Here is a 26,147-nt window from a genome sequence, read left to right as displayed (position 1 = left end):
GGCGTGCCCGGCGGCGCCCCGGTCAGGCGGCTCAGGCAGCCGCCAGCATCCCCCGCCCGAACCAGTCCTTGGCATCCCGTACGCCCGGCAGCGCGAAGAAGTAGCCGCCGCCGGTCGGCGATATGTAGTCCACCAGCGGCTCGTCGATCAGCCGCTCCTGGGTGGCCTCGAACTGGCGGCGGACGTCCTGCTGGTAGCAGCAGAACACCAGCCCCATGTCCAGGTTGCCGACGTTGTCCACGCCCCGGTCGTAGTTGTAGCCGCGGCGCAGGATGCGGGAGTCGTCGGTCTTGGCGGTGCGCGGGTTGGCGAGCCGGATGTGCGAGTCCAGCGGGATCGCGGTGCCGTGCGGGTCCTTGTGGTACGCGGGCACGTCGAACTCGCCGGCACCGTCCAGCGGGGCGCCGGTGTCCTTGCGGCGGCCGAACATCTTCTCCTGCTCGGCCAGCGAGACCCGGTCCCAGAACTCCACCAGCATCCGGATGATCCGGATCACCTGGTAGCTGCCGCCGGTGGCCCAGGCCGGCTCGCCGAGGCCGTCGGCCACCCACACCAGCCGGTCCATCTCCCGGCCGGACTTCACGTCCGGGTTGGCGATGCCGTCCTTGAAGCCGAGCAGGTTGCGCTGGGTGCCGGTGGGCCGGGGCGCGTTCTGGAAGCCGTCGATCCGCCACTTGATCTGCATGGCGCCGCGGGTGTGCCGGGCGATATCGCGCAGTGCGTGCAGGACGGTGTCCTGGCGGCCGGCGCAGATCTGCAGCGAGAGGTCGCCGTGGCACTCGGCGGCCTGGAGGTTGTCGTTGGGGAAGGTCCGCATCGGCGTCAGCTTGCGCGGCTTGGCCTTGGCCAGCCCGTAGCGGTCGTCGAAGAGCGAGGCGCCCACCCCGACCGTGACGGTCAGCCCGTCGGCCGGGACGACCGGCCCGAGGATGCCGTTGTCGGACGGCGGGGCGCCGACGCCGAGGTCCTGCGGCGCGCCGCCGGCGGTCAGGAACCGCGCCCGCTCGGTGATGGTCCGCAGCAGCTCGGTGAGTTCCTTGCGGTTGTCCGCGATGACGTTCAGCGAGACGAACGCGGCGGCGGTGGGCTGCGGGGTGAGGATGCCCGCCTGGTGGACGCCGTGGAACGGCACCTTCCCGGCGTCGGCGGTGTCGGCGGCCTCGGCGGTGCCGGAGTTGCTCTGGCTCAGCGCGAACCCGCCGCCGGCCAGCACCGCACCGGCCGCGCCGGCGCCCAGCGCCGTCTTCACGAACGAGCGCCGGTCGGCGGGACAGCGGCCCTGCGGGCCGGGCGTTTCGGCGGACATTCTCGTGGTTCCCTTCGGACGTGCGGGGGGTGCTGCGGGGTGGTGCGGGGGGGGTGGGGTACGGCGGGCCGGTCAGGCGGACTTGCGGATCTCCAGCAGGTCCGGGACCGGCGCGAGGTGCTCCAGCAGTTCGCCGGTGGCGCCGTTCAGCCGCTGCCGGGTCGTCGCGTCGAGCTTGTCGACCGGCGTCCAGGTCCCGTCGTGGTGGGCGCCGTCCAGCAGCTTCTGCAGCCGGTCGATGTCGTCCCCGATGGTCGCCAGCAGCTGCGGGTCGCGCTTGCTGATCAGCGGGCGCAGGACGTCGAGCAGCTCCCGGGTCCCGGTGAGGTTGGCGTCCGCGGTGGCGAGGTTGGTGCCGCTGCCCTCGTCGGTGTCGCCGGTCAGCTCGAACTGGAGGGTGTTCTCCAGGATCTCGTGTGTCCGCAGCGGCAGGTCACCGGGGTCGAAGTCCTGGGTCGGGAACGCCTTCCGCAGGCCGAGCACATCCTCGTGCAGCTGCCGCGCGGGCCCGGTCAGCTCGTCGGCGGACGCGCCGTGCCACAGCCCGTACTCGATCCGCAAGAAGCCGCTGAAGTCCTTGTCGTGCACGCCGTCCGGCAGCCCGTCGGCCCGCCCGTTGATCTTCTTGTCGAAGTCCTCGAACGTCCCGTAGGCCGCGCCGAGCGAGGAGTACGAGCGGTGCGCGGTGAGCCAGTCGGTCCGCGCGCTGTCCAGGTCGCCGCCGGCGAGGTCGTCGCTCAGCCGCTGCGTCTGGTCCGCGAGGGTCGCCAGGCCGCGGTCGACGTACTCCTTGTACGCGCGCAGCGGAGCGGCCAGGTCCTCCTCGGACACCGGCACCACGGCCTTGGCGCCGCCCCCGCCGCTGACCCGTACGGCGGCCGAGGTGACGGCCTTGCCGCCGGTGGGCACGCAGCGCCAGGCGTACGAGCCGCCGGCGATGGTGGCGACCAGATCGCGGGTGGTGCCGGGGGCCAGGCCCTCGATCTCGCCGTAGACCGCGTTGCTCGCCGGGTCGACGAGGTAGACCTCGGAGGTCTTGTCGCCGGTGTTCTGCATCTGGAAGGTCTGCCGGCCGGGCTCGGGGGCGGTGAAGCCCTTTCCGCACTCCTTCTCGGAGACCGCGATGGTCGGCGCGCCGGCCGGCTTGGACTTGCCGAAGGCGACGATCCCGCCCGCGACGACGGCGGGCACGGCGACCACGGCGACGGGCAGCAGCCAGGCGGGGCGCTTCCGGGGGGCGGGGGCCGTCTTCGGGGAAGACTCGGGCTCGGACTCGGCCGCGGGCTCGGACTCCGACTCGGCGGCTGCCGCGGGCTCGGACTCGGCCACCGGGGCCGGCTCGGCCGGGCGCGGTGCCGGCGCCGGTGCCGCCTTCGCCTTCGTACCGGCCGCGGCGGACCGCACCCCGCGCACGAACAGCGTCATCACGATCGCCAGATATCCGGCGTACGCGACGACCTGGAGCCAGGTCATGGCCGGCATCAGGTTGAACACGCCCTGCACCAGCGTGGTGTACCAGGCGTTCGGGTCGATGGTCTGGCCGAGGTCGAAGGCGAACGCGGCCTTGCCGGGCAGCACCCCGCCCTCCTGGAGGTCCCGCAGGCCGTACCCCAGGACACCGGCGGCGATGACGATCAGCACGGCGCCGGTGGCGGTGAAGAACTTGGTGAGGTTGATCTTGAGCACCCGGCGGTACAGGCCCCAGCAGAGCCCCGCCGCGATGACCAGACCGATCCCGGCGCCGATCATCGGCCCGGCGGATTCGCCGGCCGCCCGCGCCGTGGTCCACAGGAACAGCGCGGTCTCCAGCCCCTCCCGGCCCACGGCCAGGAAGGAGGTGACGATCAGCATGCCCGAGCCCATGGCGAGGGCGCCGGTGACCTTCTCCTTGATCTCACCGGAGAGGCTGCGCGCGGAGCGGCGCATCCAGAACACCATCGCGGTGACGAACGCGACCGCGATCACGCTGAGCGTGCCGCCGAACGCTTCCTGCGCGGTGGCCGAGAGCGAGGCGGCGGTGAACGTGAGGACCGCGCCGAAGCTCATGGCCAGCGCGATCGCGGCGAGCACACCGGTCCACACCTGCGGCAGCCGGGACTTGGCTCCGGCCCGGACGAGCGTGGCGACGAGGATCGAAACGATGAGTCCGGCTTCCAGCCCTTCTCTCAAGCCGATCAAGAAGCTCGGAAACGCGTCGTCCCACATAGTCGTCCTCTCCGGCCCGCAAACGCACCGGTATGCCTTACCTCAGTTAGCGAAGGCATACCTTAGTTCAGCCGGTCCGAAGATGTCTACATAGCTGTAGTCACCTCGTCACGAGGAGATAACGACCCTAGCCCAGGCCCCGCGCGTCCCCACCGGAGCCCCCCACTCCACTTCCCCACCCGGCCGGTCGTCGTGACCACTCCGCCCCCGCGACGTTCTCCAGTCATGACGAACACCCACAAAACGCCCCATACGGCTCGCCGCGTCGCCGTCACCCTCGCCCTGGCGCCGCTCGCCCTCGGCGCACTCACCCTGGCCGAGCCGGCCCGCGCCGCCGACGGCACCATGCCCGACCTCAGCGGCAAGGGCCTGGTCTCCGCCTACCAGGCGCTCAATTACGACACCGGCGTCCAGCTCAGGGACGGCCGGGGCGCCGGGCGGCACGTGTTCTGGCCCGGCAGCTGGAAGGTCTGCGACCAGCAGCCCGGACCCGGTTCGCCGATGCGGCACCAGAAGATCGTCCTGACCGTGGTGAAGGCGAACGAGCGCTGCGGCGACCACGGCGCCCAGCCGGCCGGCCACCGGCGCCGCCCGTGACGGCGGGGTGATCCCGAGCGACCGAGCGCGGGAACACAAAAGCAAGCACGCACAACGCGGGCACAGAAAAAGGGCGATCCGCGGATCGCCCCACACGCGGCCGCCTCACACGCCCGGCCCCGGACAACACAGTCCCCGGGAGTCCTCATCGCAACCATCTGCCTCAGTCGTCGCTGAGGCTCCGGTTCGCGGGGCTCTCGGGGGCCTAACCAGAGCCATGCTAAGGGTCTCCTGCCAACAGACGTCTCTGTCGACGGTGCGGCTCTCCGGTTTTCTGGCTATGTCCCAGTTTCCTCCCATTTCTGGCGGAGTCAAGAGGGGAAATCCAGGCACCTCGCGCGAACCGGCGGGGACGCGAGCGGCCCCTCGAAGGCGCGTCGAGCGGCACATTAAAGACGCGTAAAGATTGCCGGGATACGGCAATGTGCGAGGGCCCGCCCGGATGTGACGATCATGCCCGGTCAAGCGGTGTGAGCGAGCGCGGAAGGGCTGGTCATGGCCTGGTTTCTTGGTCTCGGCATCGGCGGGATCGCCGTTCTCGCACTGTCGCTGATCTTCGACGGGGTGCTGGAGGGCCTGTTCGGCGGTGTGCTGGACGGGCTGTTCGACGGGTTGCTGTCGCTGCCCGTGATCGCCGGCTTCCTGTCGATGTTCGGGTTCGCCGGGGCGATCGCCTCCGGCACCGGACTCGGTACCGCGTCCGCCGCCGGCACGGGGGTGGCGGCGGGCGCGGTCGCCGGGTGGGCCACCTGGCGGTTCAGCCGGGCGCTGATGCGGGACCGGACGGATCCGGCGCCGCGCCAGGGCGATCTGGTCGGCACCGCCGGGTCGGTGGTGACCGCGATCCCCGCCGACGGGTACGGCGAGGTGCTGCTGCGGCTCGCCGGGCAGCCCGTGAAGCTGGCCGCCCGGAGCGCGGCCCCCGTGGAGCGGGGCGCCGAGATCTGGGTGGAGGCGGCCCTGTCGTCCACCTCGGTGGCGGTCCGCCGCGTCGAACGCTGAACCGGCCTGCGCGCCGTACGCCGGACCGGCCGCCGCCCCGGCGCGGACTTCCGTAAGCCGCCCCCACCCACACCTGTGCACCACCCAGTCGGCCAACCGCCGCCTGGCACCTACCTGCCCCAGCAAGCCAGGGGAGATTTTTCATGAATTCAGTTGTCATAGGCGTCATAGGCGCCGTCGTCCTCGTCGTGCTGCTCGCCCTGGTGGTGATCACGCGGTACAAGGTCGCCGGGCCCAACGAGGCGTTCATCATCACCGGCCGGCGCGGCAAGAAGTCCACCGACCCGGAGACCGGCCGGGTCAGCGTCGACAACAGCGGCCAGAAGGTCGTCGTCGGGGGCGGGGTCTTCGTCGTCCCGTTCGTCCAGCAGCGCTTCTCCCTGGACCTGTCCAGCCGGCACCTGCCGGTGGCGGTACGGGGAGCGGTCACGCTGCGCGGGGTGAAGGCCAACCTCGACGGTGTCGCGATCGTCAAGGTGGGCGGCAGCGAGGACGCGATCCGGGCCGCCGCGCAGCGCTTCCTCCAGCAGCAGGACGGCATCGTCGGCTTCACACAGGAGGTGCTGTCGGGCGCGCTGCGGGCGATCGTCGGCCGGATGGCGGTGGAGGACATCATCCGCGACCGCGCCGCGTTCGCCGGGCAGGTCGCCGAGGAGGCCGAGGCGAGCCTGTCCGGGCAGGGCCTGATCCTCGACGCGTTCCAGATCCAGGACATCACCACCGAGGGCTCGTACCTGGAGGACCTGGGCCGCCCGGAGGCCGCGCGGGCGCGCCAGGAGGCGGACATCGCGGAGGCGAACGCCAAGCGGATCTCGGAGCAGGCCCGGCTCAAGGCCGCCGAGGAGATCGCGATCGCGGAGCGGACCCTCTACCTGAAGCAGGCCGAGATCCGGGTCGAGACCGAGGCGGCGGCCGCCAAGGCGAACGCCGCGGGCCCGCTGGCCGATGCCGCGCGGCAGCAGGAAGTCCTCACCGAGCAGGAGAAGGTCGCCGAGCGCCAGGCGGCGCTGACCGACCGGGAGTTGGACACCAAGGTCCGCAAGCCCGCGGACGCCGCCCGCTACCAGGCCGAGCAGGAGGCCGAGGCCCGGCGGATCGCCCAGGTCAAGGAGGCCGAGGCGGCCGCCGAACGGGCCCGGCTCACCGGTGAGGGCGAGAAGCTGCACCGCGCCGCGCTCGCCGAGGCGGTGCGGCTGGAGGGCGAGGCGGAGGCCGCGGCGCTGGCGTCGAAGGGCGCCGCGGAGGCCGAGGCGATGCACAAGAAGGCCGACGCGTTCGCCCGCTACGGCGACGCGGCCGTGCTCCAGATGCTGGTCGAGGTGCTGCCCCAGGTCGTCGCCAAGGCGTCCGAACCGCTGGGCGCGGTCGACAAGTTGACCGTCATCTCCACCGACGGCGCCGCCCAGCTCCCCCGCACGGTGGCCAGCAACGTGGCCCAGGGCGTCGAACTCCTCGACTCCCTCTCGGGCCTCGACCTCACGGCCCTGCTGAAGCGGGTGACCGGCGGCTCCGCCGTCACGGCCGCGTCCGCCGCCGCGAACGGTGCGGCCGGCGGGACCGCCGGCGGAACGGCCAACGGCGCCATCGAGGTCACGGACTGACGGGCGGGTGACGGTGGTTGGCGGGGGCGCACGCGGCGCCGCCCCCGCCGAACGGGACTGCCCGGGCGGATGCGCTCCCGCCCGGGCAGTCCCGTTCCTCGCCTTTCCGGACGGGCTACATGTTCCAGAGGGTCGTCGCGGGAACGGGCGGTGCCGTCCAGGTCGCCGGCGGGTTCCAGGCACCGGTGTCGAGGAACTGCTCAATCGTCGAGAGCCAGGGCTTGTGGTCGATCCCCCGCCCGGCCAGCCACTCGTCGTTGTAGTACGTGTCGGCGTAGCGGTCGCCCGGGTCGCAGAGCATGGTGACCACCGTTCCGGTCTCGCCGCGCTGGTGCATCCCGTGCAGGATCTTCAGCGCGCCGTACAGGCCCGTTCCGGTGGACGCGCCGGGGCGGATCCCGAGCCGCTTGGCGGCGACCCGCATGGTGGCGATCGAGGCCGGGTCGGGGACCTGGATCATGCGGTTGACCAGCGGGAAGAGGAAGGACGGCTCCACCGCGGGGCGGCCGATGCCCTCGATGCGGGAGCCGGTGGCGGTGGCGGTGCGGTCGTTGTCCCGCCAGCCGGGGAAGAAGGCGGAGTTCTCGGGGTCGGTGACGCAGATACGGACCTTGTGGTGGGTGTAGCGGGCGTAGCGGGCCACGGAGGTCACGGTCCCTCCGGTGCCGGCGCCCATCACGAACCAGTCCGGGTCCACCGCTTCGATCACCTCGGGACCGATCCCGTGCCCGCCGCGCCAGTCGTAGGCGCGCTCGGCGTAGGTGAACTGGTCCATGAAGTGGCCGTTGTGCTTCTGCGCGATCGCCCGGGCCTCGTCCGAGATCTTGGCGCCGGGCGCCTCGTGGACCTCGCCGCCCAGCGCGGTGATCGCCTGCTTCTTCTTCTCCGCCGTGCCCTTGGGTACGACCGCGATGAAGCGCAGGCCGAGTTCGCGGCAGAACCACGCCTCGGAGATCGCGGTGGAACCGCTGGACGCCTCCACGACCGGACCGTCGCTGCGCAGCCACCCGTTGGCGAAGGCGTTGAGGAACAGCGCCTCGGCGAGCCGGTGCTTGTGGCTCTGGGAGGGGTGGCGCGTCTCGTCCTTGATGTACAGCTTCAGGCCGGCCAGTTGGCGGGGCAGCGCCACCTCGGTCAGCGGCGCCGGGGACTGCGGCATCCGCCGGATCTTGTCGATCTGGGCGGTCACCCAGACCCGCTCGTCCCGGTAGTGCGGATTGTCCAGGTCGTCCGTACCGAGCACGGGGAAATCGGTGAGCGAGATCGTGCGGGGCTCTTCCGCCGGCGCGCCCGCCCGGACGGTTGTCTCGGCCTCGTAGGGGAGAACTTCCAGCTCCTGCACGCTCACTCGGACCTCCATGCCGTGTCGTCGCCCGCGGGTGTTCCCGCGGGGTGCGCTGTGCGCGGCACCAACCTTGGTGCGGGAGGCCCGAGCCCCGTCACCGATGACATGGATTGACGTCGGCAAACCACACTGATGGGTGACTTGGTGGGCTGACGTGGTGGACCGCTTCCCCGTGCGACGACAGGCCGGGCGAGCCCCGCTCCGGGCTCGCCCGGCCGGCTCACGCATCGGTCAGGAGGTCGGAGGAGGTCAAGAGGCCGTGGGCGCGTCCACGAGCGCGGCGAGTTCGCCCAGCATCCGGGCCGCCGGCGCCGGGTCGGCCAGCCACTTCAGATGGCTGCTCCGGAGCGTGCGGACGTCGTACGGATTGTCCGGCGTCAGCGCGTTGCCCTCACGGATCAGGCGGTCCTGAAGGGCCGGCGGCAGGCTCGCGTCGTCGGCGAGGCGGATGTACGTCTTGGGGATGCGGCCCCAGGTCGCGGCCTGCGCCCGGTCGGCGGACGTGCCGACGTCCAGATTCTCGTCCGGCTGGAAGGTGCTCAGGAAGGCCAGGAATTCGTCGTCGGTGCCGTCGGCGAAGAAGGCCGCCTTGAAGCCCGCGAGGACGTCCGGGTCCGCGGTGCGGAAGTTGTTGCGGAGCACCCCCAGTTCGGCCGGATTGCCGACCACCGCCGCACCGAACGCGGCGATGTCGACCGTGGCCATCTCCGGCTCGGTGTGGTAGGCGCTGACGTCGAGGTCGACCGGGCACCAGGCGCCGACGTAGACGATGCGGTCGATCAGGTCCGGCCGCGCGTTCGCCGCGGCCGTGGCCGTGATACCGCCGCGGCTGTGCGCGACGAGGATCACGGGGCCGTTGCGCTTGGCCCGCTCCAGGATCCCGGTCAGGTGCGCGGCGTTGTCGGCGAGGGTCACGCCCTTGATCGAGCCGGGCGCGGTGGCGAGCCCTTCGAGGTCCTGCGGTGCCTGATAGGCGCGCGGGAACGTCGCCCCGAATCCGTGACCGGGCAGGTCGACGGCGACCGAACGGTGCCCGAGAAGGCCGAGTTCGGCCTGCAGAGGCGCGAAGGTGAAGGAGTTCGCGAAGGCTCCGTGAACCAGGACGAACGTCGGTTGCATCTGTCTACTCACTCTTCTCTGCTCTCGGGCGAGGGCTCTGGGACGAGGCTGGCCGGCCGGTACGTGCACTCGGGGACAGCAGGCGAACCAGCGGTCGAATTCCCGCCAGTTCACCCTACTCAAGGAAAGATCATCCGCACTAGACCGGATGAACCATTCCGCTTGTGCACATCGTGCCCCGCTCACCCCCTCAGCTCCGCAGCTGCTCGGCCGCCTCCTGGTACGCGTCGGCGGCGCGGGCGAAGTAGTCGAAGAGGACGCGGAGTTGATCGGGCGAATAGCCGGTGAGGATCTCGCCGATCCGCTCCCGCGCGGGCGCCATGACCTGGTCGAGGGCGGCGGGACGGCCGACCGGTTCGACGGTGACCTTGCGCCGGTCATCGGGGTCGGGCGCCCGCCGCACGTAACCCGCCTGCTCCAGGCGGTCGATCAGGCGCGTCGTCGGCCCCGTGGTCAGCCCGGTGCGGGCGGCCAGTTCACCGGGCGTCATGGCCCCGGTCAGCTGAAGGATGTTGAGCGCGTACAGGTCGGTGGCGCCCAGTCCGCACGCCCGGGCACTCGCGTGGCCGTGGAACATCACAGCGCTCAGGTACTGCCGGTAGACGTCGCCGGCATCGGCCCGCATGGCAGACGTTGACACAGAACCTTCCTCTCCCTAATCTCTTCCTCGACGCAGAGACATCCTCAGCGAAGTAACTTCGTCGAGGAAGTTACCACGAAGGGGGAACGCCATGACCGCTCTCGACTCCGCCCGGGACGCCGACATATCCGAGATCCGCGCCATGCTGGAACGCGGCTCGGCGGCCTGGAATCGGGGTGACGGCGCCGCCTACGGGGAGCAGTTCACCGCGGACGCCACCGATGTCACCTACGCCGGTACCGTCTACCGCGGCGGGCCGGAGATCGGCCGCGCCCACCAGGCCCTGTTCGACAGCTTCCTGAAGGGCACCAAGCTGGCGGTGGAGATCGTGGATCTGCGCTTCCACGGGGCCGGCACCGCCGTCGTCGTCGCCCGCGGCGAGGTGTACAAGGGGAAGCCGAAGCGGCTCGGCAAGCTGGCCACGTACACGGTGGTCCGCGAGGCGGACGGCCGCTGGCGTATCGCCGCCGTCCAGAAGACCCGGCACAAGCGCTTCCTGGAGGCGCTGTCCTTCCGCTTCCAGCCGGCCACGCGGCCGGCCGCCGCCCGCACCGCTTGACGGGCCGCTCGCGGTACGTGGGCGGGAGTGGCTGTCACAGGCGGCCTATACGCTGCGGGCAGTCCGCGACCAGATGACCGGAAGGCACGATGCCCCGTATCCCCCGCCCGACGCGCGAAGCGATACTCGCCGCGCTCCCCGAACTCGCTCCGCACGCGCGGGAGGCGGTCATCTTCCATCCCGAGCGGGCGGAGCCCGGCCGCCGGGACAGTTCGCTCGGCGGACCGCTGCTGTGGCCGCGTGACGAACCGTGGCCCGTATGCTCCTTGCCCGACGAGAACAGCCCCGACGGGGTGCCCGGCACGGCCATGGTGCCGGTCGCGCAGCTCTTCCGCCGCGACGCGCCGGGGCCCTGGTGGCCGGCCGGTATCGACCTCTTGCAGATCCTGTGGTGCCCCAACGAGCACTGGGATCCCCCGGCCCCGCAAGCCGACATCAGCCCGGTGGTGGAAATGCGCTGGCGGCGCGCGGCTGATGTGACCGACCCCTTGTCGGCTCCGCCGCCGCCCTCGCGGTACGACGAGGACGGCTACCTGCCGCGGGCCTGCGCCCTCACCGCCGAGCACGTCACCGACTTCCCTTTCCGCGAGGAGCTGCCGGCGGAACTCCGCCCGCGGCTCGCGGAGCTGGTCCGCGAGACCGGAGACGGCGGTGACGCGATCACCCGCCTCGCCGGCTGGAAACTCGGCGGCTGGCCCACCTGGCACCTGACGCACCCCGCGGTCCTCGCCTGCGATGCGTGCGGCACAACCATGACGCTCCTGTTCACCGTCGCCAGCGACGACGAGACAGGAGTCATCGTCGGCCGGTGGGGGGACTTGCGCCTCTTCACCTGCCCCGCCGATTACCGTCATCCGTTCCAGGTGGACCTGCACTGACCTGGGGGTCGCCGGGGCACGGCACGGCCCGGGGACAGGGTCGCTGGTAAACGCGTGAGTACATGAGTGGTCGCGGCGGAGCGGAAGGCGGGCCGCGGGGAGTGGGAGGTCCGGTGGCCCAGTGGCGGCGGTTCGAGCGGCAGGCGGCCGCGCGCGAATACTGGGAGATCCGCCAGGACGGGATCCGCTGCTTCATCAAGTGGGGTTCCGACCGGGACCGCGTTCCGGGCAAGGCGAGTACGACGGTCCTTGACGACGAGGAGCGGGCGCGGCGGCACGCGGCACGGAAGATCAACGACCGTCTGCGGAAGGGCTTCACCGAGGTGGCTCCGCCGCCCTGCGACCAGGCGGAAGCCGCGGCCCGGACACCGGTCCTGGAGGTCCTCGCCGGGGCCACCCGGCCCCAGGCACCCACAGCCCCCGTGGCACCCATAGCCCCCGTAGCCGCCTGCCTGCCGGTCGTTGGCTTCGATGAGGTCTGTCGCCGCGCCCATACGCCCCACCACCCGAGGGGCTTCTACGAGTACATCGTGTTGCGGGAGGGCGGCCTCGGCGCGGTCCGGTTCGCGGTGCGCGCCGGCAGTCATGAGGACGGTGTCGTCGCCGCCTTCCTGGAGTTCCTGTGCGCCAGGCGCGACCTGGCCTTCGACGGCCGGTCACACCACAAGGTCCCGCTGCCCAGTCCGGTCGGGCACTTCGGCCATGCGCTCTTCTGCTCGCCGGCGCTGGGGCGGGCCTGCGCGGCCCACCCGGCGGTGGCGGGCCGGGTGGCGACCGCGTTCCCCGTCTTCGACTGCGAGATCGGTGACCAGGACTCGGAGGTGCTGGTCGACGCCCGGCTCCACGGACATGCCGCGCTGCCTTCCAGCGACTGGGGCCGGTCGGCGCAGCCGGTGGTGGACCTCCGCTTCGACGTCCACCCGTCCCCGTACCGGCGAACGCTGAAATTCAAGGTCTACCGGCCGGCCGACCTCCAGAGGCTGCTGGACGCCCTTCCCCAGGCATCCCCGGAGAGCTGGCTGGAGGTGCGGTCCTTCCGGGGCGAGATCATGCGATGTGAGCCCGCGTCGGTGATGCCTCTCGCTGAGGTGTTGGCGTTTCTGGGCAGTTGAGGGGCGAGGGGCAGGGGCGAGGGGCACGGGCTGGAGTCGTAGGCCCGTAGATCCGAAGCCCGAAGGCCCGATTACCCGCTCAGGGCCGCACGGCCGGGGCCTGAGCCTGGACCGGTGCCTGGGCCGGTGCCTGGCCCACTGCCGGAGCCGGGCCCGGTGCCTGGCCCGGTGCCGGATAAGGGTCGCGGAAGGTGAAGGCGAGGGGGCCCGGGCCGTTCTCGCGGACCAGTGCGACGCGCTCCATCGCCTCGGCGAGGGTCGGGCGGTGGCCGGCCGGTACCCACCACATGGCGTGGTGCACGCCGGCCAGGCGTTGGAACCACTCGCGGCGGCGGCTCAGTACGCGCAGATGGGCGGTGTGGTAGGTGAAGTTCCGCAGGGCGTCGACCGACTCCCAGACCGAACAGTTGATGAGCAGCAAGTCATCGTGCTCGTCGGGGCGGATGCCGGTCGCGTCCTGGCCGCCCTCGTCGACCATGCGCCAGACGAAACCGGGGCTGCGGTCGGCGAGGGCGTTGATCTCAGGCTGTTGAGCGACGAAGTCGGCCAACTCGGGGCCGTCCAGCGGGCCGACCATGCGGCCGACGTTGACCTGCGCGAGGTGAAAGCCAGTCATGCGCACAGCATGGCCCAGCCCGCTTCTATCGTCAATGAGTTTTGTTTTTAGAGAGGGCCACGCAGCAGCCGCCCGGGCACGGATCCATCCGCGGCGACCACTCCTCGGGCGCCAGCCCCTCCAGCAGCGCGAGGTTCATCCCGCAGACCAAGGCGGGAAAGTCCTCGACCAGCGCGTGGAACGGGCAGTTGCGCAGGCGCAGCGTCTCGCCGTCCAGGAACGGCTGGTAGCCGCGCGCCCGCAGCGCCTCGATCAGGTCGCCGGCGGCCGCCTCCCGGTCCGCCGCGCCCGCGGCCTTCGCCGCCGCTTGCAACTCCCGGTCCAGGCCGGCGTTCTCCACCACCTCGGCGAGCAGCCGGCCGGCCGCGTCGTAGGACCGGGGCGGAACGGATACCGCGTGCTCGCCCTCGGCGCGCCGGTACACCTTCGACGGCCGCCCCGCGCCGGGACCGGTACGCCCGGACAGCCGCCGGAAGGACACGTCCAGCAGCCCGGCCTCGACCAGCTTGTCCAGGTGGAACGCGGCCAGCGAGCGCGAAATCCCGGCCGCTTCCGCGGCCGCGTCGCGGCCCACCTCCCCCGGGGCGGCGGCGACATGCCGGTAGAGCCGGCGGCGCACGGGGTCACCCAGCACACCCAGCACCGCGAATGCGGAGTCTTCGGTATCCATGCGCGGATTCTATGGCTAATGAGGGTGAGTGAAAGAGTGCCGTGGGCCCGGGGTGCGGCGGGCTCGGCGCGTCAGGAGCGCCGTGCCGCTGGACGCAGGCTCGGCATGGCGCCATCGCGGCGCGGGGGGATTCGCCGATCGGCGCTCGCTTCGCCGGGCCAACCACCGCTGGTACGGCCCCAGCCCGGCCGGCATCCGCGCCGGCGGCCCCTCGTGACCGGCCGGAGCCGCCTGCTACGCCGACTCGTCCGTCTCCCAGACGAAGCCGTCCGGGTCGGTGCAGGGGCCGCCGGGGGTACCGAGGACGAGGCGGTGCGAGCCGGTGCCGTCGGCGGGGACGCCGAGGTCCTTGGCCAGGCCGCGGCGCTTGTACAGCGCCAGTTTGACGAGACCCGGACCGCCGGCGGCGAACTCGGCGTACTTGCCGCCGAAGCTCTTGGCGACGGTCAGGCCCCGGCCGGCGTAGAACCGCTTACTGACCTTCACGTCCTCGACGCCGAGCAGGAGCACGATGTCGTCGATCTTCCGGGTGGCCGGACCGGTGTCCTTCTTCGCCGAGGTCGCGACCTTCCAGATCGTCCCGTCCGGTGCCTGGACGACGCCGCCGTAGCCCCAGAGCGACTTCGCGGCCGGCCGCAGCACCGTGGCGCCGGCGTCCACGGCCGCGCCGATGAAGCCGTCGACGGTGGCCGGCCCGGAGACCGTCAGCGCGAGGGTGAAGCCGCGGAAACCGGTACCGGGGGTGTCGGCGGTGGCCCGCAGGCGGATGTGCCCGTCCACTCCGAGCGCGGTGTGGAAGCGATGGGCGGCCGCCGGGTCGTCCACCTCCAGGGTGACCGAGGTCAGGGCCATGGCCGATGCGGGGTCGGTGCTGCTGGTCGCCTGGGTTGTATCGGTGTCGGTGTCGGTGCTCATGTCGATGTTGCTGTTGGTGTTGGTGTTGGTGTTGGTTGCCATGGCTCTCACGCTAGGGGCGGCTCGTCGGCCGGGGCTTCTCGATTCCTGACGGGTCTGGTCACCTGCTTCGCCACGCAGGCCGGCATGCCCTCGACGCGGAGCGCGACGCCCGCAATGGCGGCGGGCCCCGCGGCCTCCGCCCCCTCAGCCGGCCCCGCCGCCTCCGCCGCCTGGCGCCGGAAGGCACCGGGCGGCATGCCGACCAGTTCGGTGAAGCGGGTGGTGAAGGTGCCCAGCGAGGCGCAGCCGACCGCGAAGCAGACGTCGGTGACGCTCATATCGCCGCGCCGCAGCAGCGCCGCCGCGCGCTCGATGCGGCGCGTCATCAGGTACGCGTACGGTGACTCGCCGTAGGCCGCCCGGAACTGGCGGCTGAGGTGGCCGGCCGACATGTTCACGCCGCGCGCCAGCGCCTCCACGTTCAGCGGCTGCGCGTACTCCCGGTCGATCCGGTCGCGGACGCGGCGCAGCCTGGCGAGATCCTCCAGACGCTGCGCCTGGACGCGAGCCCGCCGCCACTCGGGCCGGCACATGAGGGCACTCCCCCCTTCCCTTGTCGTCGCTCCTGGACGGTCAGCGGAGTTCCTGGATGCGGACCAGGTTGCCCGCCGGGTCGCGGAAGGCGCAGTCCCGGATGCCGTACGGCTGCTCGGTCGGCTCCTGGACGACCTCGGCGTCGCCGGACTGCAGCCGCTCGAACGTGGCGTCGAGGTCGCGGGTGGCCAGCAGGATCCAGCCGTACGTCCCCTTGGCCATCATCTCGGTGATGGTGCGGCGCTCGTCCTCGGTGACTCCGGGGTCGGCGGCCGGCGGGGCGAGGAGGATCGAGGTGTCGGGCTGACCGGGCGGGCCGACGGTGATCCAGCGCATCTTGCCCTGGCCGACGTCGCTGCGTACCTCGAAGCCGAGGACGTCGCGGTAGAAGGCGAGCGACGCGTCCGGGTCGTCGTGCGGAAGAGCGCTGGTGTGAATGGTGAGGTCCATGACGAGCAGGCTAGAGGCGCTGCCGGGGCCGTGCTTCTCGAATCCTGATCGATGGGAACGGATGGGGCTGTTCGCTGCGGTCGCGGGGGTCGTCGGCCTGTGCCGGGTTGGGGGCTGAGCGAGAGGAGAGCCCGTGTCGGCGGAGGGTGGAGCGGGGGCGTCTCCGCCGGCGCTGACGCGGTTGGCCGCCCGGGCGGCGGAGCGGGGGTGGCGGCGGGCGGCGCGGCGGTTGCTGGCGCGGGCGCTGACGCTCGACCGGGGGTATGAGCCGGCGTGGTTGTGGCTGGCGGCGGTGGCGCGGGATGACGCCGAGCGCCGGTTCTGCCTGGAGCGGGCGGCGGAGGCGGGTCCGGACAGCGTCGCCCATCGGGATCTGGCGCGGTTGCGGCGGGTGGCGCCGAGTCCGCCGCCGGAGGTGGCTCATCTGGCCGGTCCGCCGCTGCCGCCCCGGGAGGCGGTGTCCGGGCGGGCGGGGCGGTCCCGGGGGCGGCGGTGGTGGCTGGTGGGGGCGGCCGGGGTGCTGGTCGCGGCGCTGGTCCTCGGGGTGCTGGAGTGCGTATGCGCGGAACGTGCGGAGCCGGTGTACGTGGCACTGGTGGCCGGATTCCGCGGTGGGGCGCTGCGGGGCGAGCGCGTGGTGGAGGCGATCGAGGCGCATCTCGACCAGGTCAACGGGCATGGCGGGGTCCGGGGGCATCCGGTGCGGCTGGTGCGGTACGACGACCACGGCGCGACCGATGCCGCCACCGCGCGGGCCGTCGCGCGGCGGGTGGTCGCCGACCGCCGGGTGCTGCTGGCCATCGGGCACTTCTACAGCGACAGCGCGCTGGCCGCCGCGCCGGTGTACGGCGCCGCCGGCGTCCCCCTGATCACGCCCACCGCCACCGCCGACGCGGCGACGGCCGGCCCCTGGGTCTTCCGCGCCACCTTCGACGACAGCTACCAGGCGCGCTTTCTGGCCGCGTATCTGCGCCATGCCCTCAAGGCGCGGACGGCCACCGTCGTACACGACGACAGTGCGTACGGCCGGGATACCGCGTCCGCCTTCGGCCGGGCGTTCGCGCGGGTGGGGCGGGTGCGGCGGGAGCTGTCGGCCGGCGCGCGGTTCGAGGGCCCCGGGGAGCGGGCCCGGCACGTCGATGCCGTCGTGCGGGCGGTGCGGGCCGATCCGGCGGCGGGGGCACTGGTGCTGGCGATGGAGTACGAGCCGGTGGCGCCGCTGGTCCGCGCGCTGCGGGCGCGGGGTGTCCGCAACCCCGTCGTGGGCGGCGCCGGGACCCGGCCCGACACGCTCGCGCGGGTCCTGTCCGGGCCGCTGGACCGGCTGGACCGCCGCGGATCGCCCGCGCAGGACGTCTATGTCGTCGCTCCGCAGCTCGGCGACAGTCTCACCGGGGCGGGGGCGAAGTGGGCCTACGCCTTCCGGCGCCGCTACGGTTCGTCCCCCTCGTGGGCCGCGATCGCCGCCCGGACGGCGGCCGACGCGGCGGTGCACGCGCTGGAGCGGTCCGGGGCGGGCGGCGGTACGGCCGCGGCCCGGGGCCGGCGGGCCGTCCGGGACGCGCTGGCCGCCATGGACACCCCCGCGCGCGGTTTCTCCGGCCTGTACGGCCGGGCGTTCTTCGACCCGGCCCGGTCCTTGCAGGTGCCGGCGAGCATCGGGGTCTTCGAGCGCGGGCGGTTCGTCTCGGCGCCCCTGCAACTCGTCGAATACCGCCGGGAGGAAGGGGAATTCGGCCAGGAGCGGGCGGCCGGGCAGGTCGTCGGCGTCGACGGCCGGGTGCTGGTCGTCCAGCAAGTGGTGCGTACGGGCTTCAACTTCAACCGGATCAGCGAACTGGACGCCCGGGGCCGGAAGTTCCGGGCCGACTTCTTCCTCTGGCTGCGGTATTCCGGCGATGACGGGGCGACGGACGTGGACTTCGCCAACCAGGCCGACGCCCGCTACCGCCTGCCCGCGCCGGTGCGCACCAGCACCGTGGGGGATCTGAAGTACCGGCTGTACCGGGTGGTCACCACCTTCACCGCCGATCTCGATTTCCACGACTACCCCTTCGACCGCCAGCACCTGGCCGTCGCCCTCCAGAACCGCACGCACCCCGCCTCGCACGTGCTGTACGTCGGCGACCGCGCCCTGCTCGCCCAGAGCCAGGCCGAGCTGCTGCGCAGCGGCCGCGACCCCGGTACGTCGGTCAACGACCTGCTGGACTGGCGCGTCCAGGAGCTGGAACTGCACAAGGACCGGGTGGGCAGCACCGCCGCCCTGGGCGACCCGAGCGCCGGCCCGGGAGAGGGCGGCGTCCACTACAACCAGTACACGGCGGAGTTCACCGTCGCCCGGCGGGCGGACGCGTTCCTGGTGACGAATCTGCTGCCGCTCCTGCTGCTGGTCGTCGTCAGTTACACGACCCTGCTGTTCTCCCGCGACCCGGGCTTCGCGCCGACCCGGGTGAGCATCCTGGTCACCGCGATCCTCACCGCCGTGGTCCTGCGCACCGCCATGCTGGACGCGCTGCCCGATGTCGGCTACACGGTCGCGGTGGGCTGGGCGTTCTACGCGTACTTCCTGCTGGCGGTCGTCTGCGTCTGCGTGGTCCTGGCCAGTGCCTGGCTGATGGAGCACGGCAGGGTCGCCGCCTGGCGCCGGCTGACGCTCCTCGCGCGGATCGGCTTCCCGCTGTACTGCGGTGCGGTGGCGCTGGGGTATGTGCTGGTGTATGGGAGGTGAGGGGCCCCGCGCCCGCTGCCCCGTGTCCCATGCCCCGCGCCCCGTTCCTCGGGCAGATGTGCGAAGTGTGCCTGCCCGGCGGATACTCGGAGTCCCCAACGTCAGGAGGCGGGCATGACACGACTCCCTCTGCGGGCGGCGGCCGTCGCGGCCGCCGGCATTCTGACCACCACGGCGGCCCCGTCGCTGGCCGCCGGCCTGAGCGCGGCCACGGCACCGCCACCACGCTGCGCTTCCTCCGCCCTGGCCCTCTCCTGGGCACCGGGCGGGACGGCCCGGCCCGGCGGGGTGCCGGACGAGCAGGTCACGGCCAGGGTTGCGGTGGAAAACGTCGGCTCCCACTCCTGCACGCTGCGCGGTTACCCCGGGGTCACCCTGAAGCGGAGCGAGAGCGTGGTGAGCCGGGAGCGGTCCCGTACGCATCGGCAGACGCGTACGCAGGCACGTACGCAGACCGAGACGCTGCGCGATCAGCTGTCGGTGAAGCCGGAGACGGTGGTGCTGGCGCCGCACAAATCGGCGCGGTTCACGCTCACCTTCCTCTCCTCGCGGGCGCATGAGGAGAACGTCATCGACCCCCGCGAGGCGGTCGTCACGCTGCCGGACACCACCGGGTCGCATGTGCTGACGTGGCGGTGGGGGCCGGTGCTCCGGCAGGAGTCGGCCACGCATCCGGGGAACTACGTGAGTCCGGTGCGTTCCTGACTGGTCATCAGCACAAGGGCGGTGGGTGAGCGGTCCGCCGGCCGGGCGGCCGCTCGCTCACCGCCGGGGGGGTACGCCCGGCAGGACACCGCCGCGTGCGCCACCGCCTGCTCCCAATGACCGCGGCGGGAAAAGGACTTGTGCCCGGGCGGTGGGTGTAGTCGGGTGGCCCGTATGAGCAGCCGGAAGATCATGCGGGTCGGGCGGGGCATGCGGGTGAGGCGGGCCACGAGGAAGCGGGGCCTGGCCGCGCTGATGGCCGCGCTGGCAGCGGGGTCGCTGTGCGCCGGTGCGCCCCGGTCGCGGGCGGAGGCCGCGGAGCGCGGCGGGGACGGTCCCGTTCCGGCCATCGGGCTGCCCGCGCGGCTGGGCATCGATCTGGACACCGTGACGATTCCGCGGTTGCAGGCACGGATGGCGGACGGTTCGCTGACCTCCTCGGCGCTGACCGCCGTCTATCTGCGGCGGATCGCGGCCATCGACCCGATGGTGCACGCGGTGCTGCGCACCGACCCGACGGCCCTGCGCCAGGCGGCCGCCAGCGACGCCCGGCACCGGCGCGGCGCCGTGCGCGGGCCGCTCGACGGCATCCCGGTGCTGATCAAGGACAACGTGGAGACCCGCGGGCTGGCCTCGACGGCCGGTTCGCTGGCGCTGGCCGGCCGGCCGCCGGCCGGCGACGCCGCGCTGGTGACGCGGCTGCGGGAGGCCGGAGCGGTGATCCTGGGCAAGACCAACCTCTCCGAGTGGGCCAACTTCCGGGCGGACAAGCCGACTTCGGGGTGGTCGGCGGTGGGCGGTCAGACCCGGAACCCGTACGTACTGGACCGCAATCCGTGCGGTTCCTCGTCCGGTTCGGCCGTCGGGCTCGCCGCGTCGCTGGCGCAGGTGGCGATCGGCACCGAGACGGACGGCTCGATCGTGTGCCCGGCGGGGATGAACGGGGTGGTCGGGCTCAAGCCGAGCCTCGGCCTGGTCAGCGGGGCGGGGGTGGTGCCGATCTCCGCCGAGCAGGACACCGCCGGGCCGATGGCCCGCAATGTGGTCGACACCGCGCTCACCCTGGCGGTACTCAGCGGCGGCCACCCCTCCCCCGCCGGGCCGGCCGCCGATCCGGACACCGGCCTGCCGGGCGACCTGCGCGGCAAGCGGATCGGCCTGTGGCGGCTGCCCTCGCTCGGGCCGGAGGTGGACGCCCTGATGAGCCGTACGGCGGCGGCGCTGCGCACCGCTGGCGCCGAGGTCGTGGAGGTCACCCCGCCGTATCAGGACCGCATCGCGGAGCTGGAATACCCGGCGCTGCTGAGCGAGTTCCACCGGGACATCGACCGGTATCTCGCCACCCGGTCCGGGCCGCGGGATCTGGCCGGGCTGATCGCGTTCAATCGCGCCCATCCGGCTGAGCGGACCTGCTTCGCCGGGCAGGAGGTGTTCGAGAAGGCGCTGGCGGCGCCGCCGACCACGGACCCGCGCTACCGCGCCGGGCGCGCCGAGCTGACCGACCTCGCCCGCCGCTCCATCGACGAGACGCTGGCCGCGCACCGGCTGGACGCGATCGCCGCGCCGGCCAACCCGCCCGCCTGGACGACGGACTGCGCGCGCGGCGACAACGACATCATCCCGTCCTCCACGCCCGCCGCGGTGGCCGGCTACCCGTCGCTGTCGGTGCCCGCCGGTACGGTGGACGAGCTGCCCGTGGGCCTGCTGCTGACGGCCGGCGACCACCAGGACGCCCGGCTGCTGGCGCTGGGCGCCGCGGTGGAGCGGCGGCTGAACGCCTGGCGGGCGCCGCGCTACCTGCCGTCGCTCCCGGGGCCGTCGGTCCCGAAGTCGCCGTCCCGGGGCGCCGGGTCATGACCGTCCTCGTCATCGGCGGCAGCGGGTATCTGGGGGCCGAGCTGGTGCGCCGGGCCGCCGCGGCCGGGCACGACACGGCCGCGACCTTCGCCACCCGGCCCGGCACCGCCCCGGCCGCCGCCTGGCACCACCTCGACGTCCGGGACCCGGCGCAGCTCACCGCCCTGCTCGGCGAGGTGGCGCCCGCGGCCGTCATCAACGCGTCCAGCGGCCAGGCGGATTGGGCGGTCACCGCGGAGGGCGCGGTGCGCGTCGCGCAGGCCGCCGTCCGGCAGGGCTGCCGCCTGGTGCACGTCTCCAGCGACGCGGTGTTCTCCGGCGCCCGGGTGCGCTACGACGAGAGCTGTCCGCCCGACCCGGTGACGCCGTACGGGGCGGCGAAGGCCGCGGCCGAGACGGGCGTACGGCTGGTGGCGCCGGACGCGGTGGTGGCCCGGACGTCGCTGATCATGGGGGACGGCCGGTCGGCGCATGAGCGGCTGGTGCACGAGCTGACGACGGGGCGGCGCGGCGGCGCCCTGTTCACCGACGAGGTGCGCTGCCCGGTGCACGTCGCCGATCTGGCCGGGGCGCTGCTGGAGTTGGCGCTGTCCGGGGAGCGCGGGGTGTGGCACCTGGCGGGCGCGGACGCGCTCAGCCGCTACGAGGCCGGGGTGCTGATGGCCCGCCGGGACGGCTTCGACCCGGGCCTGCTGCCGTCCGGCCGGCGGGCCGACTCCCCGCTCCCGGGGGCGCTCGACGTCCGCCTGGACAGCGGCGCGGCCCGGTCGCGGCTGCGCAGCCCGCTGCGCGGCGCCCGCGAGTTCCTGGCCGGGGGGACGGGCGCTGAGGATGTGGCGGGGGCCCCTGACGGGTCCTGATCCGTTCGCGCCGATTTCCGGCGGCGGCCCGGCCCTCCGCACCGGAGCCGCCGGGCCGATCGCGCGGGTCACCGGACGCCGTTCAATCCGCGTAAGCGATACTGCGGTTGACGACCGCAGGCACGGGTGGGGGTAGGAGTGCGACCGCTGGGCAAGGGCGATCCGCAACAGATCGGTCCATTCCGGATCATCGGGCTGCTCGGTGGCGGCGGCATGGGGCGGGTCTATCTCGGCCGTGCGGCGGACGGGCGGTCGGTGGCGGTGAAGACCGCGCGCTCCGAACTCGCCGACGACCCCGGCTTCCGGAAGCGGTTCGCCCGGGAGGTGGCCGCCGCCCAGCGGGTGGGCGGGCCGTTCGTCGCGCCGGTGGTGGACGCCGCGCCGCACGACGAGGTGCCCTGGATGGCCACCGAGTACGTGCCGGGCCTCCCGCTGTCCGCCGCGGTGCAGAACGCCGGGCCGCTGCCCGGGCCCACCGTGCGGCTGCTGACGGCCGGTCTGCTGCACGCGCTGGCGGCGGTGCACGCGCACGGCCTGGTGCACCGCGACCTCAAACCGTCCAACATCCTGCTCACGGCCGGCGGCCCGCGCGTCATCGACTTCGGTATCGCGCACTCCGCCGCGGACACCGCGCTGACGGTGACCGGCACCACCATGGGCACCCCCGGCTTCATGGCGCCCGAGCAGCTCTCCATGAGCGGCCCGGGGATCACGGGCGCGGCGGACGTCTTCGCGCTCGGCGGGGTGATCGTCTTCGCGGCGACCGGCGCCGGTCCGTACGGGAGCGCCGAGCCGCAGATCCTGATGTACCGCACGGTGCACGAGGAGCCCCGGCTGGACGGGCTCCCGGACGGGCTGCGGGAGGTGGCGGCGGACTGCCTGGCCAAGGAGCCGGCCCGGCGGCCGGACCTGCCGGCGCTGATGGCGCGGGTCGGGCCGGCCGGCCCGTACGGCGGCGACTGGCTGCCGTACGCGCTCATCGGGGAGCTGGAGCGGCTGTCCGAACGGCTCGGCGATCCCCGCACCCCGGCGATGGGCACGGCCGGCGCCCCTTTCGCCCCGCCCCCGTACGAGCCCCAGCCCCAATCCCCCGCCCCGGCCCACGGCACTCCCCCGCCGAACGGCCCGTACGGCGCCCCGCCCTACCCCGCGCCGTACCCGCCGGCCGCGACCCCGGCGCCGCCCACCCTGCCGCTGGCGCCCGCCGCCGCCCGGCCGAGCCGGCGCCGGCTGCTCGCCGCGCTGGCCGGCGCCGGCGTCGCGGCCGGCGGCGGGGCGCTGGCGTGGACGCTGCGGGCGAACGCCGGGGACGCGGCGGGCAACGGTACGGCCGGGGCGCCGACGCCCGGCGGGGCGGCCACCGGCGGCGCCTCCGGCTCGGCCGCGGCCCAACTGCCCAAGGCGCTGCGGGACGCCGGGGTGCTGACGATCGGCTCCGACCTGGCGTACCCGCCGATGGACTTCCTCACCGCCGACCGGCCCACCGGCCTCGACATCGACCTCGCGGAGGCCCTCGGCCGCGAGCTGGGCATCCGGGTCGCGTTCCGCAACGCCGCGTTCGACACCCTGCTCACCGGCCTGAACTCGGGCCGCTTCGCGCTGGTGATGTCGGCGCTGACCGATACGAAGGCGCGGCAGGAGGGGCGCGGCGACGGTGCGGTGACCGGCGCCGGGGTCGATCTGGTCGACTACTTCCGGGCCGGGCTCCAGCTCGTCGTCCGCAAGGGCAACCCGTCGGGCGTCCACGGCCCGGAGGACCTGCCGGGCCTGACCGTCGCCGTGCAGCGCGGCACCCCGGCGCAGGACTACGTCCAGCAGGTGAACCGGCAGCCCACCGCGAAGGTGGCGGTGGTGGAGGTGGACTCCTCGGCCGAGCTGTACGCCGCCCTCGCCGCGGGCCGGGCGGTGGCCTGCCTGGACGACTACCCGGTCGCGGCGCACGCCCAGGCGACCCGCCCGGGCGGGGACGGCCTGAAGCTGGCCGGCAAGCAGATCGACCCGGTGCCGTACGGTATCGCGGTCGCCCGGAGCCAGCCCGCCCTGCGCGACGCCGTCCGCGACGCCCTCGACCGCCTGATCGCCGGCGGCGAGTACCGCAGGATCCTCAAGCGGTGGAACGTCGAGGACGGGGCGGTGGAGCGGGCGGTGGTGAACGGCGGCCAGTAGGGCACCTGTCGCCGAAGTCCCGCCTGTCGTCAACCTCCCGCCCGGCCGGACGCGCCGTACCCCGGTGTGTTAGGAAAGCGTCAAGGGGACGTCAAAAGAGCACGTCACGAGGGCGCCGAGGGGTGAGGACGGGTGACGGGGCGGGAGCTGCCCGAGGAGTTCGTGGCCGGGTACGCGCAGGTGCTGGCGGAGGTCGCGCGGACCGGGCGGCGGCTGGACCGCGCGGAGTTGGAAGCGCGGCGGACGGCCGGGGAGCGGGCCGCCGAGGCCGGGCACAGCCTGCGGGCCCTGGTGAACGCGCATCTGGCGGTGACCAGGGCGGCCTGGCCGCGCAGGGCCTCGGCGCCGGCCGACAGCGTACTGGCGGTGCTCGCCCAGGCCGTGGACGCGCTGGCCGTCGGCTACGAGCGGGCGCAGCACCTCGCGGTGCGCAAGGAGGAGGCCGCGCGCCGGGAGTTCATCGACGACCTGCTCTACGGGGGCAGCGATCTGGGGCGGCTGGCGGAGCGGGCCGAGCGGTTCGGGCTGCGGCTCTCGCACGCCCACGCGGTGGCGGTGGCCGAGGGGCCGGAGGCGTACGCGGAGGCCGATCCGGTGGCGCGGCGGGTGCAGCAGGCGCTGGTGGGGCGGTTCGGGGACCGGCAGTCGCTGCTGACCACGAAGGAGGGGCGGCTGATCTGCGTCGCCCCGGGCGATCCGGCGGAGGTGCTGGCCCACTTCGCGCGGGAGGCGCACCGGGCGACCGGCGGCGGCCGGGTCGCGGTGGGCCGGACGCACAGCGGCGCCGGGGGCATCGTCCAGTCGTACGAGGAAGCCTTGAACGCGCTGGAGCTGGCCGGCCGGATGGGGCTGGGCGAACCCGTCCTGTACGCCGCTGACCTGCTGGTCTATCCCGTACTGACCCGGGACCGGGAGGCGATGGCGGATCTGGTGCGCAGCACGCTGGGGCCGCTCCAGGAAGCGCGGGGCGGGGCCGGGCCGCTGCTGGAGACGCTGTCGGTGTACTTCGACGCGGGCTGTGTCGCGGCGGAGGCGGCCCGGCGGCTGTCGCTGAGCGTACGGGCGCTGACGTACCGGCTGGCGCGGGTGCGGCAGTTGACGGGGGTGGACCCGGCCGATCCGCTCCACCGGTACACGCTGCACACGGCGGTCATCGGGGCGCGGCTGCTGGACTGGCCGGACCGGGAGCTGTGAGGGTGCCGGGCGGGGCGGCGGCGGGCCATCAGACCGGACCCCGGTGGCGGGCCGTGCGGCGGAGGGCGGTGAAGGCCGCGGCGGTGGCCGCCAGCCAGGCCAGTTCCAGTACCGCGGCGTGCGCCGGGGCGATCGCCGCCGACCAGCCGGCGTCGCGGGCCAGGCCCTGGAAGACCACGCGGTTGACGCTGAGGAAGCCGAGGTGGGTGCCGATCGCGGTCCACAGCGGGGCGGTGCCGGGCGCGGTGCGGGCGGCGACCAGAGTCAGGCCGAAGACGGTGAGCAGGACGAGGTAGCCGATCGGGTCGCCGCCCGCCGGGGTCAGGCCGGACGGCGGCGGCCCGCCCAGCAGCGGCGCCAGGACGGTCTGGACGACCGCGGCGGCGGCCGGGACGAGCAGGAAGACCAGCGTCGTACCGAGGGCCGTGGCCGCCCCGCCGAAGCGGGCGCTCAGCGCGGTCCACGTATGGCCGCGCAGGGTGGTCTCCTCCGGCAGGGCCTCCAGCAGCAGGGCCACCGGGGCGTTGCGGAGCAGGAAGCCGAGCAGGGCCGGCGGGTCGAGCGCGGACCAGTGGACCCAGCCGGCCGCGGTGCCCGCCCCGAGGACCAGGGCGGCGCAGCCCGCCGTGGTGCCGAGCCCGCGCAGCAGACCGGGCAGCGCCCCGTGCCGGGGGCCGAGGCCCAGGGCGGGCGCGGGCGGCGCGGCGCGGCGCAGGGCGAGGACGGCGGGGACCGCGAGGAGGGTCACCAGGGCGGCGGGCAGCAGCTCCGCGAGGTAGCCGCGGGCGCCGAGGAGGCGGGCCAGGGCCGGGCCGGCGGCGTTGCCGGCGCCCAGCGCGCAGGCCATCACCGCGCCGCCGGCCAGGGCCCGGCCGCAGGCCCGCCACCCGGGTCCGCGGGCCCGGGTGGTGCGGGGCGGGTGGTCGGGTCGGTACGTCGTGGTGGTCACGGCCGTACGTGTTGCCGGTGGCGGCCGGGCCGATGCGGCGGTCCCCCGGACGCCGCGCGAAACCGTCCCCGGGGAGGAGCCGCCGCGGCCCGCCCCT

23 protein-coding genes are annotated in these 26,147 nt (G+C 73.7%); 12 read left to right on the top strand and 11 right to left on the bottom strand.

Translation table 11 applies throughout. From position 1 onward, the window contains the following. Nucleotides 1-31 precede the first annotated feature (31 nt). Together efeB and efeU are read right to left on the bottom strand one after the other, a co-directional pair. Nucleotides 32-1,306 carry an iron uptake transporter deferrochelatase/peroxidase subunit gene (gene efeB / locus ADL22_RS19975; RefSeq protein ID WP_066981242.1) on the bottom strand — a complete coding sequence of 425 codons (1,275 nt, stop codon included), beginning with the start codon at nucleotides 1,304-1,306 and terminating at the stop codon, nucleotides 32-34. A 72-nt stretch (nucleotides 1,307-1,378) separates the two neighbouring features. Next, nucleotides 1,379-3,511: an iron uptake transporter permease EfeU gene (efeU, locus tag ADL22_RS19970; protein WP_066981239.1), complete on the bottom strand. Its 2,133-nt coding sequence runs from the start codon at nucleotides 3,509-3,511 to the stop codon at nucleotides 1,379-1,381. Nucleotides 3,512-3,736: 225 nt separating this feature from the next. On the opposite strand from efeU, the gene ADL22_RS19965 reads away from it, so the two are divergent. From ADL22_RS19965 to ADL22_RS19955, 3 genes are all read left to right on the top strand, one after another. Continuing rightward, entirely contained in the window at nucleotides 3,737-4,108 is a 372-nt protein-coding gene (locus ADL22_RS19965) for a PASTA domain-containing protein (RefSeq protein WP_066981236.1), read from the top strand. A 495-nt stretch (nucleotides 4,109-4,603) separates the two neighbouring features. Next, complete coding sequence (locus ADL22_RS19960) at nucleotides 4,604-5,110, top strand: hypothetical protein (RefSeq protein ID WP_066981235.1); 507 nt, start codon at nucleotides 4,604-4,606, stop codon at nucleotides 5,108-5,110. Nucleotides 5,111-5,253: 143 nt separating this feature from the next. After that, nucleotides 5,254-6,711: an SPFH domain-containing protein gene (locus ADL22_RS19955; RefSeq protein WP_066981233.1), complete on the top strand. Its 1,458-nt coding sequence runs from the start codon at nucleotides 5,254-5,256 to the stop codon at nucleotides 6,709-6,711. Between the two features lie 115 nt (nucleotides 6,712-6,826). Here ADL22_RS19955 and ADL22_RS19950 read toward each other — a convergent pair whose 3' ends face one another. From ADL22_RS19950 to ADL22_RS19940, 3 genes are all read right to left on the bottom strand, one after another. Beyond that, nucleotides 6,827-8,059 carry a PLP-dependent cysteine synthase family protein gene (locus ADL22_RS19950; RefSeq protein ID WP_159048694.1) on the bottom strand — a complete coding sequence of 411 codons (1,233 nt, stop codon included), beginning with the start codon at nucleotides 8,057-8,059 and terminating at the stop codon, nucleotides 6,827-6,829. Nucleotides 8,060-8,305: 246 nt separating this feature from the next. Next, nucleotides 8,306-9,175, bottom strand: a complete 870-nt coding sequence (locus tag ADL22_RS19945; RefSeq protein WP_199836340.1) for an alpha/beta fold hydrolase — start codon at nucleotides 9,173-9,175, stop codon at nucleotides 8,306-8,308. A gap of 190 nt (nucleotides 9,176-9,365) precedes the next feature. Continuing rightward, nucleotides 9,366-9,800, bottom strand: a complete 435-nt coding sequence (locus tag ADL22_RS19940; RefSeq protein ID WP_066981227.1) for a MarR family winged helix-turn-helix transcriptional regulator — start codon at nucleotides 9,798-9,800, stop codon at nucleotides 9,366-9,368. Between the two features lie 106 nt (nucleotides 9,801-9,906). Here ADL22_RS19940 and ADL22_RS19935 point away from each other — a divergent pair, with 106 nt between their 5' ends. From ADL22_RS19935 to ADL22_RS19925, 3 genes are all read left to right on the top strand, one after another. After that, nucleotides 9,907-10,374 (top strand): SgcJ/EcaC family oxidoreductase, encoded by a 468-nt coding sequence (locus ADL22_RS19935; protein ID WP_066981224.1) that lies wholly within the window; start codon nucleotides 9,907-9,909, stop codon nucleotides 10,372-10,374. 89 nt (nucleotides 10,375-10,463) lie between these two features. Continuing rightward, entirely contained in the window at nucleotides 10,464-11,252 is a 789-nt protein-coding gene (locus ADL22_RS19930; protein WP_066981221.1) for a hypothetical protein, read from the top strand. Nucleotides 11,253-11,353: 101 nt separating this feature from the next. After that, a complete protein-coding gene (locus tag ADL22_RS19925; protein WP_234430776.1) occupies nucleotides 11,354-12,364 on the top strand; it encodes a WGR domain-containing protein in 1,011 nt (336 codons plus the stop codon). Between the two features lie 79 nt (nucleotides 12,365-12,443). Here ADL22_RS19925 and ADL22_RS19920 read toward each other — a convergent pair whose 3' ends face one another. From ADL22_RS19920 to ADL22_RS19900, 5 genes are all read right to left on the bottom strand, one after another. Further along, nucleotides 12,444-12,980, bottom strand: coding sequence for a DUF3291 domain-containing protein (locus tag ADL22_RS19920; RefSeq protein WP_066981216.1), 537 nt, complete (start codon nucleotides 12,978-12,980; stop codon nucleotides 12,444-12,446). Nucleotides 12,981-13,011: 31 nt separating this feature from the next. Then, entirely contained in the window at nucleotides 13,012-13,650 is a 639-nt protein-coding gene (locus ADL22_RS19915; protein WP_066981213.1) for a helix-turn-helix transcriptional regulator, read from the bottom strand. 234 nt (nucleotides 13,651-13,884) lie between these two features. Next, entirely contained in the window at nucleotides 13,885-14,502 is a 618-nt protein-coding gene (locus ADL22_RS19910; RefSeq protein WP_107116350.1) for a glyoxalase, read from the bottom strand. Nucleotides 14,503-14,612: 110 nt separating this feature from the next. Next, nucleotides 14,613-15,140 (bottom strand): helix-turn-helix transcriptional regulator, encoded by a 528-nt coding sequence (locus ADL22_RS19905; protein WP_066981210.1) that lies wholly within the window; start codon nucleotides 15,138-15,140, stop codon nucleotides 14,613-14,615. A 40-nt stretch (nucleotides 15,141-15,180) separates the two neighbouring features. Continuing rightward, entirely contained in the window at nucleotides 15,181-15,591 is a 411-nt protein-coding gene (locus ADL22_RS19900; RefSeq protein ID WP_066981207.1) for a VOC family protein, read from the bottom strand. Between the two features lie 133 nt (nucleotides 15,592-15,724). On the opposite strand from ADL22_RS19900, the gene ADL22_RS19895 reads away from it, so the two are divergent. The 6 genes from ADL22_RS19895 to ADL22_RS19870 all read left to right on the top strand — a co-directional run bounded on the left by ADL22_RS19895 (nucleotide 15,725) and on the right by ADL22_RS19870 (nucleotide 25,101). Then, a complete protein-coding gene (locus ADL22_RS19895) occupies nucleotides 15,725-18,319 on the top strand; it encodes an ABC transporter substrate-binding protein (protein WP_159048693.1) in 2,595 nt (864 codons plus the stop codon). A gap of 114 nt (nucleotides 18,320-18,433) precedes the next feature. Next, on the top strand, nucleotides 18,434-19,024 hold the full coding sequence (locus ADL22_RS19890; protein ID WP_066981201.1) for a DUF4232 domain-containing protein: 591 nt from the start codon (nucleotides 18,434-18,436) through the stop codon (nucleotides 19,022-19,024). 210 nt (nucleotides 19,025-19,234) lie between these two features. Then, nucleotides 19,235-20,881, top strand: a complete 1,647-nt coding sequence (locus tag ADL22_RS19885) for an amidase family protein (RefSeq protein WP_066981282.1) — start codon at nucleotides 19,235-19,237, stop codon at nucleotides 20,879-20,881. Further along, nucleotides 20,878-21,741, top strand: coding sequence for an SDR family oxidoreductase (locus ADL22_RS19880; RefSeq protein WP_066981198.1), 864 nt, complete (start codon nucleotides 20,878-20,880; stop codon nucleotides 21,739-21,741). Before ADL22_RS19885 ends, ADL22_RS19880 begins: the two co-directional genes overlap by 4 nt. A 138-nt stretch (nucleotides 21,742-21,879) precedes the next feature. After that, complete coding sequence (locus ADL22_RS19875; protein WP_066981195.1) at nucleotides 21,880-23,907, top strand: bifunctional serine/threonine-protein kinase/transporter substrate-binding domain-containing protein; 2,028 nt, start codon at nucleotides 21,880-21,882, stop codon at nucleotides 23,905-23,907. Between the two features lie 132 nt (nucleotides 23,908-24,039). Further along, entirely contained in the window at nucleotides 24,040-25,101 is a 1,062-nt protein-coding gene (locus ADL22_RS19870; protein ID WP_066981192.1) for a PucR family transcriptional regulator, read from the top strand. Between the two features lie 28 nt (nucleotides 25,102-25,129). Here ADL22_RS19870 and ADL22_RS19865 read toward each other — a convergent pair whose 3' ends face one another. Beyond that, nucleotides 25,130-26,050, bottom strand: a complete 921-nt coding sequence (locus ADL22_RS19865; protein ID WP_066981189.1) for a type II CAAX prenyl endopeptidase Rce1 family protein — start codon at nucleotides 26,048-26,050, stop codon at nucleotides 25,130-25,132. Nucleotides 26,051-26,147: the final 97 nt, after the last annotated feature.

Source organism: Streptomyces sp. NRRL F-4489 (assembly GCF_001509485.1).
Lineage (GTDB): Bacteria > Actinomycetota > Actinomycetes > Streptomycetales > Streptomycetaceae > Streptomyces.
This window is presented reverse-complemented; position numbering and strand designations above follow the sequence as displayed.

Excerpts from the sequence above, each read along its gene's own strand:
- ADL22_RS19915 (WP_066981213.1), bottom strand. The coding sequence starts at position 13,650 with ATGGATACCGAAGACTCCGCATTCGCGGTGCTGGGTGTGCTGGGTGAC.
- ADL22_RS19905 (WP_066981210.1), bottom strand. The coding sequence starts at position 15,140 with ATGTGCCGGCCCGAGTGGCGGCGGGCTCGCGTCCAGGCGCAGCGTCTG.
- ADL22_RS19920 (WP_066981216.1), bottom strand. The coding sequence starts at position 12,980 with ATGACTGGCTTTCACCTCGCGCAGGTCAACGTCGGCCGCATGGTCGGC.
- ADL22_RS19960 (WP_066981235.1), top strand. The coding sequence starts at position 4,604 with ATGGCCTGGTTTCTTGGTCTCGGCATCGGCGGGATCGCCGTTCTCGCA.
- ADL22_RS19945 (WP_199836340.1), bottom strand. The coding sequence starts at position 9,175 with ATGCAACCGACGTTCGTCCTGGTTCACGGAGCCTTCGCGAACTCCTTC.
- ADL22_RS19910 (WP_107116350.1), bottom strand. The coding sequence starts at position 14,502 with ATGGCCCTGACCTCGGTCACCCTGGAGGTGGACGACCCGGCGGCCGCC.
- efeB (WP_066981242.1), bottom strand. The coding sequence starts at position 1,306 with ATGTCCGCCGAAACGCCCGGCCCGCAGGGCCGCTGTCCCGCCGACCGG.
- ADL22_RS19900 (WP_066981207.1), bottom strand. The coding sequence starts at position 15,591 with ATGGACCTCACCATTCACACCAGCGCTCTTCCGCACGACGACCCGGAC.
- ADL22_RS19885 (WP_066981282.1), top strand. The coding sequence starts at position 19,235 with ATGCGGGTGAGGCGGGCCACGAGGAAGCGGGGCCTGGCCGCGCTGATG.
- ADL22_RS19930 (WP_066981221.1), top strand. The coding sequence starts at position 10,464 with ATGCCCCGTATCCCCCGCCCGACGCGCGAAGCGATACTCGCCGCGCTC.
- ADL22_RS19955 (WP_066981233.1), top strand. The coding sequence starts at position 5,254 with ATGAATTCAGTTGTCATAGGCGTCATAGGCGCCGTCGTCCTCGTCGTG.
- ADL22_RS19940 (WP_066981227.1), bottom strand. The coding sequence starts at position 9,800 with ATGCGGGCCGATGCCGGCGACGTCTACCGGCAGTACCTGAGCGCTGTG.
- efeU (WP_066981239.1), bottom strand. The coding sequence starts at position 3,511 with ATGTGGGACGACGCGTTTCCGAGCTTCTTGATCGGCTTGAGAGAAGGG.
- ADL22_RS19880 (WP_066981198.1), top strand. The coding sequence starts at position 20,878 with ATGACCGTCCTCGTCATCGGCGGCAGCGGGTATCTGGGGGCCGAGCTG.
- ADL22_RS19965 (WP_066981236.1), top strand. The coding sequence starts at position 3,737 with ATGACGAACACCCACAAAACGCCCCATACGGCTCGCCGCGTCGCCGTC.
- ADL22_RS19935 (WP_066981224.1), top strand. The coding sequence starts at position 9,907 with ATGACCGCTCTCGACTCCGCCCGGGACGCCGACATATCCGAGATCCGC.
- ADL22_RS19890 (WP_066981201.1), top strand. The coding sequence starts at position 18,434 with ATGACACGACTCCCTCTGCGGGCGGCGGCCGTCGCGGCCGCCGGCATT.